At 72.9% G+C, this 16530-nt stretch carries 9 protein-coding genes and 1 pseudogene; 9 read left to right on the forward strand and 1 reads right to left on the reverse strand.

Annotation, left to right across the window (positions count from 1 at the left end):
• The 5 genes and pseudogenes from ACZ4SW_RS33865 (at position 1) to ACZ4SW_RS33885 (ending at position 8605) form a co-directional block, all read left to right on the forward strand.
• Positions 1–873, forward strand: coding sequence for a universal stress protein (locus ACZ4SW_RS33865; RefSeq protein WP_468252897.1), 873 nt, complete (start codon positions 1–3; stop codon positions 871–873).
• 537 nt (positions 874–1410) lie between these two features.
• The gene (locus ACZ4SW_RS33870) at positions 1411–4104 is read left to right on the forward strand and encodes a bifunctional acetate--CoA ligase family protein/GNAT family N-acetyltransferase (protein ID WP_468252898.1); all 2694 of its coding nucleotides are present in this window, start codon (positions 1411–1413) and stop codon (positions 4102–4104) included.
• A gap of 266 nt (positions 4105–4370) precedes the next feature.
• Positions 4371–5273 (forward strand): universal stress protein, encoded by a 903-nt coding sequence (locus tag ACZ4SW_RS33875; RefSeq protein ID WP_468252900.1) that lies wholly within the window; start codon positions 4371–4373, stop codon positions 5271–5273.
• Positions 5274–5705: 432 nt separating this feature from the next.
• Positions 5706–5840: pseudogene (locus ACZ4SW_RS33880) on the forward strand (hemin transporter); the annotation flags it as partial.
• A 380-nt stretch (positions 5841–6220) separates the two neighbouring features.
• The gene (locus ACZ4SW_RS33885; protein ID WP_468252901.1) at positions 6221–8605 is read left to right on the forward strand and encodes a phosphoketolase family protein; all 2385 of its coding nucleotides are present in this window, start codon (positions 6221–6223) and stop codon (positions 8603–8605) included.
• Positions 8606–8705: 100 nt separating this feature from the next.
• Here the strand turns inward: ACZ4SW_RS33885 and ACZ4SW_RS33890 are convergent, their stop codons facing one another.
• Positions 8706–10400, reverse strand: a complete 1695-nt coding sequence (locus tag ACZ4SW_RS33890; protein ID WP_468252902.1) for a sensor histidine kinase — start codon at positions 10398–10400, stop codon at positions 8706–8708.
• A 531-nt stretch (positions 10401–10931) separates the two neighbouring features.
• Here ACZ4SW_RS33890 and ACZ4SW_RS33895 point away from each other — a divergent pair.
• From ACZ4SW_RS33895 to ACZ4SW_RS33910, 4 genes are all read left to right on the forward strand, one after another.
• A complete protein-coding gene (locus ACZ4SW_RS33895; protein ID WP_468252904.1) occupies positions 10932–11231 on the forward strand; it encodes an SHOCT domain-containing protein in 300 nt (99 codons plus the stop codon).
• 218 nt (positions 11232–11449) lie between these two features.
• Entirely contained in the window at positions 11450–11863 is a 414-nt protein-coding gene (locus ACZ4SW_RS33900; protein WP_468252906.1) for a hypothetical protein, read from the forward strand.
• On the forward strand, positions 11860–12780 hold the full coding sequence (locus ACZ4SW_RS33905) for a hypothetical protein (RefSeq protein ID WP_468252907.1): 921 nt from the start codon (positions 11860–11862) through the stop codon (positions 12778–12780). The genes ACZ4SW_RS33900 and ACZ4SW_RS33905 overlap by 4 nt, the downstream gene beginning before the upstream one ends.
• Positions 12781–12792: 12 nt before the next feature.
• On the forward strand, positions 12793–16524 hold the full coding sequence (locus ACZ4SW_RS33910; protein ID WP_468252909.1) for a CHAT domain-containing protein: 3732 nt from the start codon (positions 12793–12795) through the stop codon (positions 16522–16524).
• The last annotated feature ends 6 nt before the right edge of the window (positions 16525–16530 follow it).

The raw sequence follows: 16530 nt of genomic DNA on the forward strand, positions 1-16530 counted from the left end.
ATGGAACTGCCCCTGGTCGTCGGCGTCGACGGGTCCGAGCCGAGCCTGCGCGCGGTCGACTGGGCGGCCGACGAAGCCGCCCTGCGGGGACTGCCGCTCAGGCTGGTGTACGCCTCGCTGTGGGAACGGTACGAAGGAACCGCGCTTGCGCGGGATCTCGGCACGCCCTCGGACCAGGTGATGGCCGAGGACATCGTCGAGACCGCCGCACGCCGGGTCCGCACCCGCCGACCTGACGTGAAGGTCACCACCGACGTGCTGCCGGAGGAACCCGAGTACGCATTGGTACGGGAAAGCCGCAGCGCCGCTGCCGTGGCCCTGGGCTCACGGGGCCGAAGCAGCCTGGCCGATGCGCTGCTCGGATCCGTCAGCGTGACGGTGGCCGGCCACGCGCACTGCCCGGTGATCGTGCTGCGCGGCAGCCACGACAACCGGGGCGTACCCGGCAGGCACGGCCGCATCGTCGTGGGCGTCGGCGAGAAGCAGGGGGACGCGGAGGCGGTGCGCTTCGCCGTCGAGGAGGCACGTCGCCGCGGCGTGCCGCTGGAGGCCGTCCGGGCCTGGCGCCGCCCCGCGCACGAGGCGACCGACCGCCCCCTGCCGGCGGGAGAACCGGCCCGGCTGCGCGAGGAACAGGCGGCGGAGGTGCTGGAAGCGGCCCTGCGGCGCATCCCGGCCGACCTCGAGGTGCGCCCGCGCACCGTCGAGGGACACGCCCGCCAGGTCCTGCTCGACTCCTCGGCCGGCGCCGACCTGCTCGTCGTAGGGGCTCGGCGCCGCGAGGGCCACTACGGCCTCCAACTCGGCCGCGTCGCCCACACGGTGCTTCACCACGCCGTCTGCCCCGTCGCCGTCGTACCGCGGAAGACCTGAAGTCCGTGGGACCGGCTCACAGGATCGCCGCGTGATCCGGGACGCGGGCCTGCAGATCACGCGGCGGGCGCTGGTAGCCGGTCGACGGCGGCGATCACGTTCAGCCGGGCCCTGCGCTTGTCGTCACGACCGGTCGGCTCGGACAGCCCCGCGATCCGCACCGTCCGCGGGTTCAGGCGCTCGGCGACCCGCTTGATGGTGCCGTACTCCAGTACGTCGAGTGCGCCGACTGACCGCCGGCCGTCGCGGTCCGAGTAGTCACCTGATCAACAATGGCCGGAGCGGAGGACGACCACGCCCGGCCGTTCCGGGCATAGGCCATGGCACGTGCAGGCCGTCTCGGTCAGGACGCCGAGTGCCTGCGCCATCAGCAGAAGCAGCAGATCGGAAAGCGGTTGCTCCTCTTGCCGGCCGAACTCCGCTTGGACACCGCAGGTCAGGGCCGACCGGCCCCAAGCCGGTCCCCGGACAGCCCATGGGGACGCCCTTCGATCCGCTGGATGCTCGAACCATCGAGAGGCCTGGAGGAGATCCCTGATGTCGGACGCCGTGCTCAACCGACCGCCCGTTCACGCCCTGCTCGCGGACGGCACCACCGTGTGCATCCGCCCCGTGACCCCGGCCGACCACGACCGGGTGCAGGCGCTCTACGAGGAGATGTCCCCCGAGAATCTCCGTCTGCGGTTCTTCTCGCTGAGCCCCCGGTCCGCCGCCCTGGCCGCCGACCGGGCCTGCGCCCCCGCACACCCCGGCTACCGGGCCCTGCTGGCCGAGACGCACGGTCAGGTGATCGGGATCGCCGAGTACGACACGGCGGGGGAGGAGGACGACGCCGAGATCTCCATCGCCGTCTGCGACGGTCTGCACCACCGCGGAGTGGGCACCCTGCTCGTCGAGCACCTGGTCTCCACAGCCCGGGCGGAGGGCATCACCACCTTCACCGCCGACGCGCTCAGCGAGAACCGCCGGATACTCCGGCTCTTCGCCGACCTCGGCCTGCGCACGGCCCGCCGATTCGACGGGCCCGAGGTGCGCTGCACCATACGGCTCGACGCTGACGACACCTATCTGTCGGCCGTGGAGGCCCGGGGCCGGGCCGCCGACGTGGCCAGCCTCGAGCCGCTGCTGCGCCCGAACGCGGTCGCCGTCCTCGGCGCCGGACGCAAACCCGGCTCGGTCGGACGGGCGATCCTGCACCACCTGAAGGCGGGCGGCTACACCCACCGCCTGTTCGCAGTGAACCCCAGCGTGCACCACATCCTCGGCGTGCCGTCGTACCCGTCCGTGAGCGCGCTGCCCAAGACCCCCGACCTGGTGGTCGTGGCCGTCCCCGCAGCCGCCGTCCCGGCCACCGCCGAGGAATGCGGCAAGGCCGGCGTCCGGGCGCTGCTCGTCGTCACCGCCGGCCTCGACGCCGACCAGGCGCACACGCTGCTGGCCACGTGCCGCACCCACGGCATGCGCCTGGTGGGACCCAACTGCCTCGGCATCTCCAACACCGACCCCGACCTGCGTCTGGACGCCACCTTCGCCGCCGACCACCCGCTCCCCGGGACCGCAGGCGTCGCCGTGCAGTCCGGCGGGGTCGGCATCGCGCTGCTCGACGGGCTGTCCCGGCTCGGCATCGGGGTGTCGTCGTTCGCCTCCCTCGGCGACAAGTACGACGTCAGCGGCAACGACATGCTCCAGTGGTGGGAGAGCGACGGCCGCACCGAACTGGCGCTGCTGCACCTGGAGTCCTTCGGCAGTCCGCGCGCGTTCTCCCGCACCGCGCGTCGCGTCACCCGCCGTATGCCGGTCCTGACCGTGGACGCGGGCCGTACCGAGGCGGGCCGGCGTGCCGCCGCCTCGCACACGGCGGCGGCCGCCACCCGCACCATGACCCGGCAGGCGCTGTTCACCCAGGCCGGCATCACCGCCACCCGCTCGGTCGGCGAACTCCTCGAAACCGCCGCCCTGATGCACTCCCAGCCGCTCCCCGCAGGAACGCGTGTCGCGATCGTCACCAACGCGGGCGGTGCCGGCGTACTTGCCGCGGACGCCTGCACAGAGGCGGGACTCGCCCTGCCGCAGCTCCCCCCGGACGTGGTCGACGACCTGCTCTCCGTGCTCCCGCGGGGCGCCGCGGTCGGCAACCCCGTCGACGCCACCGCCGCCGTCACCGAGAACCAGCTCGCGGAATGCCTGGGCCGGCTGATGCGCCACCCCGGCGTCGACGCCGTGCTGGTGGCTCTCGTGCCCACGGCGGTCGCCGCCGCGACCGGCGACGACCTCGTCCGGGCACTCACCGACGCCCCCGCGCACCGGGCCAAGCCGATCGCCGCGGTACGCCTCGAACAGGACCTGCCGGTCAAGCTGCTGCCCGCCACCGACGGCGGCACGATCCCCTCCTACGCCGAACCCGAGGCGGCGGCACGGGCGCTGGCCCACACCGCACGCCGCGCGGCCTGGCTCGCCCGGCCGGTAGGCACAGTGCCGGAGCTCGACGGCATCGACACCGCCCGCGCCCAGCAGATCGCCGAGACCTACCTGGCGGCGCACCCGGACGGCGGCTGGCTCGACCCGCGCACCTGCGCCGACCTGCTGGGCTGCTACGGCATCCCACAGCTCCCGTGGGCGTGGGCGGAGACCGAGGACGAGGCGGTCCTCGCGGCCCGGCGGCTGCGCGGCCCGGACGGCCGGGTGGTCATGAAGGCCCACTGGCCCGGACTGGTGCACAAGAGCGAGCAGCGTGCCGTGCACCTCGACCTTCAGGGCGACGCCCAGGTCCGGGCCGCCTTCCGGGACTTCGACACCCGGTTCGCGGGGCTGCTCACCGGTGTCGTCGTGCAGCCGCTCGCCGCGCGCGGCACCGAACTGTTCGCGGGTGTCGTCCAGGACGAGGTCTTCGGCCCGCTCGTGCTGTTCGGGCTCGGCGGCACCGCCACCGAGGTCCTCGGCGACCACGCCGCCCGACTGGCCCCGCTCACCGACCACGACGTGCACGACCTGATCACAGCACCGCGCTGCGCCCCGCTGCTGTTCGGAGCCCGCGGCAGCGGACCGGCCGACCTCGAGGGCCTGGAAGAGCTGCTGTCGCGCCTGTCCCGCATGGCGGCCGACCTGCCGCAACTCGCCGAGGTCGACTTCAACCCCGTGCTCGCGACCACGGCCGACGTCTCCGTGCTCGACGCGCGGGTGCGGCTGGTGCCGCGTCGGCCCCAGGACCCCTACCTGCGCCGACTCCGCTGAGATGGCACGGCTGCTCGCTCACCACAGGAGCAGCGGACTGACGGTGGCCGACGAGGACGAGAAGGACACCGGCGTCACCTCCGAGACCGACTCGATGGCCCACCAGGCCGAAACCCGCGCCGACGACACCATCGTCGCGACCGCGCGGACGGGACCGGCGCAGGGGCCCAAAGGGCCTGCGCGAGCCCTTGCGGCCCATATGCGGCCGGGTCCTCGCAGGAAGACGCTGGCAGTACCGAGCAGACCGAACGCAGGAGGTGCGCATCATGGTGTCGCCCGTCATCGCCGGAGTGGACGGATCGGCCGAGAGCCTCGCCGCCGCCGAGTGGGCCGCCCGCGAGGCCGTGCGTCATGACCGACCGCTGCTGCTGGTGCACGCCTGGAACTGGCATCCCGGCCAGACGGACGGCGAGCCCGCGAACCCCGCACAGCGGCATCTGGCGCGCCGCGTTCTAGAACAGGCCAAGCAGCGCGTCCGCAGCGCCGTACCCGGCGTGCACGTCACAGACGAGCAGGTCGAAGGCCCGGCGACCGCGGCCTTGCTGAAGGCCGCCGAACGGGCCGAACTGCTGGTCCTGGGTTCGCGCGGCCTGAGCGGCTTCACCGGACTGCTCGTCGGCTCCGTCGCCCGAGGAGTGGTCGCGGGGGCCACCCGTCCCGTGATCCTCGTACGGACAGGGGAGGAGGCCGGGGACGAGCACTTCCCGGCGGACGACGGCAGCCCGTCCACCCGCACCGGATACCGCGACGTGGTGCTCGGCATCGACCTCACCGATGCCTGCGACGAGGTGATCGAGTTCGCGTTCGCGGAAGCCCGGTCGCGGCAGGCCCGGCTGCGCGTCGTGTACGCCTGGCAGCCGCCCTCCGCGATCGGCCTCGGCCCCGGAGACATCGGTCTGGTCAACGATCCCGCGCGGGCCGAGGAGTGGCAGGGGTTCCTGTCCGCCGTGCTGACGGTGTGGCGTGACAAGTACCCCGGGACCGAGGTCCTGGAGACCGTTGTGGAGGGCAAGGCTTCCACCGCTCTGGTCCGGGCCGCCTCCGCGGCGAGCCTTCTCGTCGTCGGCCGCCGCCTGGCCGAGCGGCCGACGGTTGCCCGCATCGGCCCCGTCACCCATGCCGCCGTCCACCACGTCGGCTGCCCGCTGGCCGTCGTGCCCCATGAGTGAGAGAGCCGGCGGAACCGACACCGACCTGAACGTCCACCGCGAGCTCCTGCGCCGGAAGCCTGCCGAACCCGCCCGGCTCGCCCGGATCCGCGAGCTGCGGCCGGCGGCAGCTTCGGGGCCACTCGGCCCGACCGCAGTCGAGAACGCGTCGGCGGTCCGGGTCTGCTCCTCCCGTCGGGGGTGACCCGTTCGAAAGCTTCGAAACGCCGGGCCCGGCCGCCCTCCAAGGGGCACACCGGGCCCGTTCGCCTGTGACTGGCTCACGCCTCGCACAGGGACCGGACCGACGGGCCCGGTCGCACAGGGCGGTTCGGCCCTATCACGGGTGACGGCTGCACCGGATGATCGATGTGCCGGTCGGACCGGCACGACGGATCCCGGCCGTGACGGTGGACGCCGTCTCTCTGCCCATCCGCATCTCAAGGGAGTCCCATGCTTTCGCCCGAGTCGGCCGCTGTCGTTCGCGCCACCCTGCCCGCCGTCGGCGGCGCCCTGGACGAAATCACCACACGTTTCTACGGCACCATGTTCGCCGAGCAACCCGAACTGCTGGACGGCCTGTTCAACTTCTGCGCGCGGCCGTACGCCGCGACTCGCCGCCCGCGTGGGAGGGCGGGCCGACCGGCATCCGAGGCGCGGCCCCGGGCCCGGGTCGTCCGGTCCGCGGTGGGGGACGGACGGCCCTCGTCATGCGTCCTGCGACGACCGAAGGTGGAGGGCATACGGGGACCACCCACCACTGCGGCTCCTGCTGCTGCCCGATCCCGGCGAGCCCGACCTGCTCGGACGAAGGCTCCGGCCCCTGCCGAAGGTGCTCCATTCGGTTCTCTGCGGCAGGTGTGGCCCGAACGGCCCTGTCGGGTACCCGGCGCGGCGGCAGAGGGTGGGGCGTACATACCGGCACGTATGGCACCCGGACCCCTGCCCCGACTCGGAAAGGATCCCCGATGCCCGTCGACACGCAGCAGACGCCCGCTCACCTGGAGCAGGACGAGCTGAGGTCACTGGACGCCCACTGGCGCGCCGCGAACTATCTGTCCGTCGGCCAGATCTACCTGATGGCCAACCCTCTGCTGACCGAGCCGCTGCGCCCCGAGCACGTCAAACCGCGCCTGCTGGGCCACTGGGGTACGTCGCCCGGCCTGAACCTGGTGCACACCCACCTCAACCGCGTCATCAAGGCGCGCGGCCTGGACGCCCTGTGCATCTGGGGGCCCGGTCACGGCGGTCCGGCGGTGCTGGCCAACTCCTGGCTGGAGGGCTCGTACACCGAGACCTACCCGGACATCACGCGGGACGCGGCCGGCATGGCCCGGCTGTTCAGGCAGTTCTCCTTCCCCGGCGGGGTGCCGAGCCACGTCGCGCCGGAGACGCCGGGCTCGCTCCACGAGGGCGGCGAACTCGGCTACTCGCTCTCCCACGCCTACGGTGCCGCCCTCGACAACCCGGACCTGCTGGTCGCCTGCGTGATCGGTGACGGCGAGGCGGAGACCGGGCCGCTGGCCGCCTCCTGGCACTCCAACAAGTTCCTCGACCCGGTGCACGACGGCGCGGTCCTGCCGATCCTGCACCTCAACGGCTACAAGATCGCCAACCCGACCGTGCTGTCCCGCCTGCCCGAGCAGGAACTCGACGAACTGCTGCGCGGCTACGGACACGCCCCCCTTCACGTCACCGGCGACGACCCGATGGCCGTTCACCGGGCGATGGCCGCCGCGATGGACGACGCACTGGAGCGCATCGCGTTCATCCAGAGCAGTGCCCGTGAGGATCGCGTCGCGGACCGGCCGCACTGGCCGATGATCGTGCTGCGCACCCCCAAGGGCTGGACCGGCCCGGCCGAGGTCGACGGCCTGCCCGTGGAGGGCACCTGGCGCTCCCACCAGGTCCCGCTGGCCGCCGTACGAGACAACCCCGAGCACCTGCGGCAACTGGAGCAGTGGATGCGCTCCTACCGGCCGGAGGAGCTGTTCGACGAGCACGGCGCCCCGCGCCCCGACGTGCTCGCCTGCATCCCCGAGGGCACGCGCCGACTGGGCGCCACCCCCCATGCCAACGGCGGTCTGCTGCTGCGCGAGCTGCCCCTGCCGCCCTTGGAGAGGTACGCCGTCGAGGTCGACAAGCCCGGTGCGACGATGCACGAACCCACCCGCGTCCTCGGCGACATGCTCCAGGACGTCATGCACGCCACGAGCGAGCGGCGCGACTTCCGCCTCGTCGGCCCCGACGAGACCGCGTCCAACCGGCTCCAGGCGGTCTACGCGGCCAGCGGCAAGGCCTGGCAGGCACAGATGCTCGAGGTGGACGAGCACCTCGACCGGCACGGCCGGGTGATGGAGATCCTGTCCGAACACACCTGCCAGGGCTGGCTGGAGGGTTATCTCCTCACCGGCCGGCACGGCCTGTTCTCCTGCTACGAGGCGTTCGTCCACATCGTCGACTCGATGGTCAACCAGCACGTCAAATGGCTGCGCACCACCCGCCGCCTGCCCTGGCGCGCCCCGATCGCCTCCCTCAACTACCTGCTGACCTCGCACGTGTGGCGCCAGGACCACAACGGCTTCTCCCACCAGGACCCCGGCTTCGTCGACCACATCCTCAACAAGAGCCCCGAAGCGGTACGGGTCTACCTGCCGCCGGACGCCAACACGCTGCTGTCCGTGGCCGATCATGCTCTGCGCAGCAAGGACTACGTCAACGTGATCGTGGCGGGCAAGCAGCCCTGCTTCGACTGGCTGTCGATGGAGGACGCCAGGGTCCACTGCGCGCGAGGCGCCGGCATCTGGGAGTGGGCGGGCACGGAGGACGGTTCCCGCGCACCGGACGTGGTGCTGGCCTGCGCGGGCGACGTGCCGACCCAGGAGGTGCTGGCCGCCGCGCAGTTGCTGCGCCGGCACCTGCCCGATCTGGCCGTGCGGGTGGTCAACGTCGTCGACATCGCCCGGCTGCTGCCGGGCGAGGAACACCCGCACGGGATGAACGACTTCGAGTACGACGGCCTGTTCACCGCCGACAAGCCGGTGATCTTCGCCTATCACGGCTACCCGTGGCTGATCCACCGCCTGGCCTACCGCCGTACCGGACATCGCAACCTGCACGTGCGCGGCTACAAGGAGATCGGTACCACGACCACGCCGTTCGACATGGTGGTCCGCAACGACCTCGACCGTTACCGCCTGGTCATGGACGTCATCGACCGTGTCCCCGGCCTGGCGGTCCGCGCGGCGGCCGTACGTCAGCGCATGGAGGACGCCCGGCAGCGCCACCACGTCTGGATCCGGGAGCACGGCATGGACCTGCCCGAGGTCGCCGACTGGACGTGGGACGGCTGACAGCCGTCTTCCGTCTCAGACGCGCCGGCCGCCCCCCGACAGGGAGGCCGGGGCATGCGGTGCGCACGATTCCTGCGCGAGAGGCACGCCCGGACAGGCGTCAGTCTGTTGAGGACAGCGGGACGACCCACGCGACGACGGTGCCGCTCGGTCGGTTCGCGGAGACGCTGAAGCTGCCGCCCAACTCCTCCGCGCGCTTGCGCAGGTTGGCCAAGCCGCTGCGGCGGCCGGCCGCCGGGTCGATTCCGCGGCCGTCGTCGGCCACCCGCAGCTTCAGCTCGGTGTCGGTGACCTCCACGGTGACGTCGACGGTGCCGGCGTGCGCGTGCCGGGCGGCGTTCGACAGGGCCTCGCCGAGCACGGCCAGCAGTTGCTCGGCCTGGCCGGCGGACACGGCCGTGTCCAGCAGCCCGGTCATACGCAGCGCGGGGGCGAAGCCGAGCGCCTCGGCGGCCCGTTCGGTGGCCGCGACAAGCTGAGCGCGCAGCCCGCTGCCACGACGCGACTGATCGTGCTCGCGCAGGGCGTAGACGGTGGAGCGGATGATCTTGATGGTGTCGTCCAGGTCGTCCACGACCCGCTGGATCCGTTCGCTCACCTGCGGCCGGTCGGAGACCCGGCCCAGCGTGGACTGCAGGGACAGTGCGCCCGCGAACAACCGCTGGATGACCAGGTCGTGCAGGTCCCGGGCGATCCTGTCGCGGTCGTTGAGGACGACCATGCGCTCGGTGTCCCGTCGGTGCTCAGCCACGTCGAGTGCCAGGGCGGCCTGGTTGCCGAACCCGGTGACCATGTCGACGACGGCGTCCGTGAAGGGGGCGCCGCCGGGTAGGTTCGCGACCTGCAGCACTCCGCGGACGTGCTCCCGGGTGCCCAGCGGTACGAAGAACGCCGGCCCGAGCTCCACGACCGAGGCGCTGCCGCCCTCGGCGCGCGGGTCGGCGCTCACGGCCTCGCTGGTGATCGTCTCCCCGGACGTGTAGACCTTCGCGGCCAGTGCCGTGGCGGGCAGCAACAGCCCGCGCACCTCTTCGGCCGGCGCGCCGGAGGCGGCCTCGATGACCAACTCGCCCTTGTCGCCGACCGGCACCGCCAGGGTGACCAGGTCCGCGCCGGCCATCTCCCGCACGGTGGCGGTGAAGGACTCCAGGACGGTGGCGGGCTCCGCGCCGGACAGCAGGCTGCGGGTCAGCTCGTTGCTGGCCGCCAGCCACCGCTGACGGCGGTGGGCGTCGTCGTACAGCCGGGCGTTGTCGATCGCCACGCCTGCCGCCGCGGCGAGGGTGCGCAGCACCGCCTCGTCGTCGCCGTCGAACTGTGCGCCGCTCTTCTTGTTGGTCAGGTACAGGTTGCCGAAGACCTGGTCGCGCACGCGGACGGGGGCGCCGAGGAAACTGCTCATCGGCGGGTGCCCGGCCGGGAAGCCGGCGGACGCCGGGTGCTCCGCCAGGTTCGCCAGGCGCAGCGGCTCCGGGTGCCGGATGAGCAGCCCGAGGATGCCCTCGCCGCGCGGGTAGTGGCCGATCCGGGCGATGGCCTCCTCGTCCATGCCGACCGTGACGAACTGCTTGATCGTGCCTTCCTCGCCCAGCACGCCGAGCGCCCCGTACCGGGCGTCGACCAGGGTGACCGCCGATTCCACGATGCGGTGCAGCACCACCTCCAGGTCCAGGTCGGAGCCGACCGCCAGCACCGCGTCGAGCAGCGTGTGGACCCGGTCCCGGGCCGCCCGGACCTGCGCGACCTGCTGCTGCAGGTCGTCCAGCAGTGCGTCCAGCCGCAGCTGGGGAGACATCCCGGACGTCCCCACCTCACGCGGACCCCGCGCGCTTTCGTCCACCACAGTTCCCCTCACCGTCTCGCGGCATACTCCCCAAGAATGCCCGACGAGCCGAATCCGTTGGACCGCATCCGGCGGGTGGCGTGGGCGCGGCTCACGAACGGTCTGCCGTCGGCGGGCCGTCCCACGGACAGCCCGGTGACATCGGGCGTGACATGGGTGGGAGCTCCGATTCCGGCCCTCTCGGGCGCCGCCGTACAGGGGGAGTCGGGCAACATCCGGGAGGCGTCCGACCGGCGGGCGCATCTCGTCGGCTGCCCGCCCACGGACGGCGCTGGAGGGGCGGGGTGCGCCGGTCGTGGTCATCGCCCTTCGCCGGAGGGGTCTTGCCCGCCGGCCCGACTCGTGCCGAGCAGGGCTCGGTGGCCCTTGGAGAAGGGCCGTCCGGCCCGTCGCGCCGACGCCCGGCGGCGAGCGACGATGGATGCGGAGAGATGTGCCGCCACGGGCCTCGTACCCGGACTACCTGGGAAGGTGAGGCGGAAAATGATGTTCTGGTATGGCCACGGCATGAACGGCTGGGGCTGGTTCGTGATGTCGCTCGGCACGCTCCTGTTCTGGGCGCTGATCATCACAGTCGGTGTCCTGCTCTTCCGGGCCCTGGCCCGCCCCACCCCTCCCGGCGGAGGCCACGGCTCCTGGCAGAAGACGCCTCCGGGAAGCGGCCCCGAGCAGATCCTCGCCGAGCGGTACGCGCGTGGCGAGATCGACGACGAGGAGTACCACCGCCGTCTGGCCACCCTCCGCGGATCGCCTACGGACGCGACCAAGCGCTCGACCCCGTAGCCGATCCACCCGCCGTGGCCGGAACCCCCGTCCTTGCGGACGCGGTCCCGGGACCGGCCCGCTCGGCCACCGAGGGCGGGACACTCGTCGTCGAAAGTTCCGACGAAGGGCACCACCCGGCGCGACGGCGAGATCGCCGGGTTGCCCATCGCGATAGATTGGCGTGTGTTGGCGGTCGCGTCCGGCGCCCGCCGGTACGGCTGACAGGGGGTATGCCGGTGACCGGTGACGGTCGGTCCGGGGACGAGGGGTCCGACGCGCGTCTGGCGCAGCTGTGCGCGCGGCTGGCGCACGGCGCGGGACCACTGGCCACCGATCCGCAGCTCGCCGCCGTGTCCGGGCGAGTGCTCGACATGGTGCGCTGCGGCCGGGACGCGGCGGCTGAGCTGGACCTACTCGACGATCTGCTGCTGCGCGCCGGTTACGTCGGCGGGCTGGGAGCCTACCGCACCGACGGGGGCCCGGTGTTCTCCGTGCTGCCGGGAGCCTCCGCGGGCGGGCATCCGGTGCTGGAGGCCCTGGTGTGCCCCGCCGACCGGTGCCCGCGCGTGGAACTGCCCCGCGGCGAGCGGGAGGATCCTCCCGTGTGCGCGGTGTGGGGGCGGGCCCTGCGACGCGACCGGATCGCGTGATCACCGGCGTGCTCGGGTCGCTCGGCGGGAAACTCGCCGAGCGCTGGGCCGCGACACTGGCGCTGCCGGGTCTGCTGTACGTGGCGGTCGCCGTTCTCGCCTCCGCACTGGGACAGCGCCCCTGGTACCACCTCCCGGAGGCGCGCCGACGGCTCGCGGCGACGGCGGCGGGCATCGGCGGACACGGCCCCGCGGTGGTTACGCTGACGGTCTTCATGGTGCTGGCCTGCGCCGCGGGCGCGGCGGTCACGGCGCGCGGGCTCGGGGGCCTGGTGGAACGCCTGTGGCTGATGGAGGGCGACCCCGACGCGACCGGGCCGGTCGCCCGGCTCACCCGACACCGGCGGGCGAAGTACCGATCGGCGGCGCGAGCGGCCGACGACGCACATCTGGCGGCGGCGCGAGCCGCACGATCGGAAACGGACGGGCGGCGGACGCTGATCCGCCAGGCGGAACGTGCGTATGCCGCGCGCAACCGGATCTCTCTGCGCGAGCCGTGCCATCCGACCTGGATCGGCGACCGGCTGGCTGCCGCCGAAGCCCGCGTCCATGAGACGTACGACCTCGACCTCGTGTCGGCCTGGCCCCGCCTGTGGCTGGTCCTGCCGGACGGTGTCCGCTTGGACCTCCACCGGGCGCGGGTCGCCTTCTCCGCCGCGGCCCAGCTGATCGCGTGGGCTGCCGGTTACGCCGTACTGGCCGTGTGGTGGTGGCCCGCGTCGCTGCTCGCGGGTGCGGTCGGCGTGGCGGGATGGTGGCGCGGCAGGGCGGCCGCGGAGGTGCTCGCCCTGCTGGTCGAGTCCGTGGTGGACGTCCACGGAGCCGAACTGGCGCGGGCCCTGGGCTTCGAGTGCCCGCAGCGGCTGACCCGCGCGGTCGGCGAACAGGTCACGAAGTCGCTGCGGAAGGACACCTGAGGGGGAGCAACCATGACGGACGGTGACCAGACCGACTGGACTGGGCGGCGCGATCGCCTCGTCGCCCAGGTCCGTGAGCGGGTGCGGCGGTGCCAGGCCGACCGTGACCCGGCCGCGGTCCTGGATCCGGAGGCATCCGAGGAAGTGGACCGCCTGGTCTGGCTCCTGCACGGGCGTCAGGATCCGGAGGCCGCGTACTGGATCGGCATGCTGAGTTTCTGGCGCTTCGCCCATCTGCCGTTCGGCGTCGACGCCATGCGGGAGCTGCGCATCGCCGCCCTGCATCTGCTGCCGCTCACGGTGACCCACCCGGGCGTCGTGCCCGACGTCGTACGCGAACACGTCGAACAAGTCGGCGCGAGCGCGGCCGAGTGGAACGCCTTCGCCGTCGAACTGCTGGAGAAGTACTTCGAGACCGGCGATCCCGTCTACCTGGACTGCGCCATCGACAACCTGCTCTTCACCGCCGTCGAGCGGAGCGGGATGCCCGACGAGGAAGAGTACCGGCGCAATCTTCTGATGGCGCTCCACACCCGTTACCGGCTCTCGCCCGGTCCGGAAGACCTGCGTCTGCTGGTCGTGACGGGCCGCAAGGCGGTGGCCCTCACCCCCCGCGACGAACCGCTGCGCGCGACCGTACTGGCCATCACGGCCGACGCGCTGACGGACACCGCCGAACGGACCCATGACCTCGCCGTCCTCGACGAGGCCGTCGAACTCTTCGACGAGGCCGTCGCCACCGTCTCCGCCTCGGACCCCAACCGCTGGGCCGCGCTGTCGGGTCTGAGCAAAGCCTGCCACCTGCGGTACGAGATCAATGGAGAGGTTGCGGCCCTGCGGCGGGCGGTGGAGGCCGGGCGCGCCGCTGTAGAGGCCGCACCCGACGACGGCGCGCGCCGCTGTGCCGCGCTCGGCACGCTGAGCCTGGCCCTGTTCCACCTCGCCGAGAACACCGGACGCCAGGCAGACCTGGACGAGGCCGTCGCGGTGCTGCGCCGGGCGCTGCGCGAAGCACCCGGAAACTCCGCCGAGCGGATCGGGCTGCTCACCAACCTCGCGGCAGCGCTCAAGACCCAATTCGAGCGCCACGCCGACCCGGCGCTCCTCGAGGAGGTGATCACCCTGCGCCGGCAGGCGGTGGCGAGCGCGCCGCCCGGTCAGGAGATCCATGCGCTCGTGCGGACCAATCTCGCCGTCGACCTGCTGGCCCAGGACCACTACCGGGGCCCCGCACCGGAGCTGGTGGAGGAAGCCGTCGGCCTGGCCCGCGAGGCCGCCGGTCTCCTGGAGCGGGGAACCCCGGCCTGGGTGGCCACCCAGGGTGCCCTCGCGCACATCCTGCGCGCCTGGTTCCGCTACACCCGCCGGCCGGAAGTCCTCCAGGAGTCACTGGCGCTGCACCGGGAGGTCCTCGCCGCGCTCCCGCCGGACAGCCCCAAACGCACCAGCGCGTTGATGCAGTTCGGCTACGCGCTCGCGGCCCGCTACGAGAGCACGGGCGACTCGGGGGCGCTGATCGAGGCCATGAACGTCACCCGCGAGGCACTGGACCTCACCCCGCCCGGCCACGACGACCGGGCACACCGCATGACGATGCTCGCCGGGATCCTCGCGGACATCGCCCAGCGCGCCGACACGACGGAGCCACTCGTCGAGGCGGTCGGCCTGTACCGCCAGGCCGTCGACATCACCCCCGAACGGCACGCGGAACGGGCCAGCACACTCGAGAGCCTGGCGGGCGCGCTGCGCATGCTCTTCCAGCGCACGGGCGACGCCGCCGTCCTCGACGAGTCGATCGGCCTCTACCGGCAGGCCGTCGCCCTGGTCCGGGACACCGGTCACACTCATGACGCCTACCTGGGCAGTTACCGCAACAACCTGGCCGTGGCCCTGCGGCTGCGCTCGGAACTGACGGGGAACCCGGCGGACTTCGACGAGGCGGTGGCCCTCCTGCGGCAGGCGGCGGCCGAGGTACCGGAGGGCCGGCGGGCGCGGGCCTCACGGCTGAGCAACCTGGCGTTCGCGCTGCGCAGGAAGGCCGATGCCCACGGAGACGACGCGGCTCGGGAGGAAGCCCGGGAGGCGTACCGGGAGGCCGCGCTGACCGTTGCCTCGCCGCCCCTGGAGCGGGTCGAGGACGCCCGGCACTGGGGGGCGTTGCTGGCCGCCGACGGCCGGTGGGCCGAGGCCCACAACGCCTTCGCGCTCGCCGTGGGTCTGCTTCCGATGGTCGCCCCGCGTTCTCTGGCCCGGCAGGACCAGGAGTACGGGCTGTCCCGGCACATGGGCCTGGCCGCCGACGCGGCGGCGTGCGCTCTGACGACGGGCGATCCGCTGGGGGCGTTGCGCATCCTCGAACAGGGACGCGGGGTGCTGTTCGCCCAGACGATCGACGGCAGCGGCGATCTGGCGGCACTGCGCGAGCAGCACCCGGACCTCGCCGCGCAGTTCGCCCGGCTGACCGCGGAACTGCAGGACAGCGACGCCTCCGAGGACACCACCGCGCGTCCGGGCGGAGCGACCGCAGCCGCGTCGGCGTCCCGGGAGGCGACGGGTGCCTGGGAAGACCTGCTCGGCCGCATCCGCACGCTGCCCGGCTTCGGGAACTTCCTCGGCTCACCGGACGCCGGGGCGCTGCTCCAGGCCGCCACCGAGGGACCGATCGTGGTCGTCAACGTCAGCGCGTACCGCTCCGACGCGTTGCTCGTCACCCCGAACGGCGTCGATACGCTCCCCCTGCCCCGCCTCACCCCGCGGGCGGTCGACGAGCAGGTGAAACGGCTCGATCAGGCAGTAGCCGACGGGACCGCCCCGGGAACGGACGAGCGAGCCGCCCAGCGGACCGTCCACAACGTCCTGGGCTGGCTCTGGGAAACCGTCACCGAACCGGTGCTGGACCGGCTCGAAGACCTCGGGCTCCTCGACCCGGGAACGGGCGGCCCGGACGGCGGCGCGCCGCCCAGGGTCTGGTGGTCGCCGACCGGACAGCTCACGTTCCTCCCGCTGCACGCTGCCGGGCACCACGACGCCGCCGGCGACGACGGCGGCCGTCCCCGTACCGCCCTCGACCGGGTGGCGTCCTCCTACACGCCCACCATCCGTGCGCTGATCCATGCCCGCGGCCGGACCGGGGCCCCGCCTGCCGAGGACGGGCTTCTCGTCGTCGCCATGCCCCGTACGCCCGGTGCGCGCCCGTTGCCGGGTGCGCACCGCGAAGTCGAGTGCCTGCGCGCCCAGCGGCCGACCGTGCTCAGCGGAGCGGAGGCGACCTCGGCGGCCGTGCGGGCGGCGATGGCCCGGCACCGCAGCGTGCACTTCGCCTGCCACGCCGTCAGCGAAGCGGCCGACCCGTCGCTCAGCAGGCTGCTGCTCCACGACCACGCGGACAATCCGCTGACCGTTCAGGACATCTCCCGGATGGACCTGAGCGGCTCACGTCTGGCCTTCCTGTCGGCGTGCGACACCGCACGGAACGCCGTACGGCTGGCCGACGAGGCGATCCACATCACCAGCGCCTTCCAGCTGGCCGGCTTCCCGGAGGTGATCGGGACCCTGTGGCCGGTCAACGACGCCTTCGCGGCGCATCTCGCGGCCGGCTTCTACGGCTCGGCCGAACCGGCGGGCGACGGTGCGGCGTATCCCTCCCACGCGGCGCTCGCGCTGCACCGTTCGCTCCGCGCCGCCCGCGACGCCTACCGCGCCGCTCCGTCCCTGTGGGCGGCCTACATGCACACCGGTGCCTGAAAGCGT

The sequence above is a fragment of the Streptomyces sp. NPDC028331 genome (assembly GCF_055565775.1).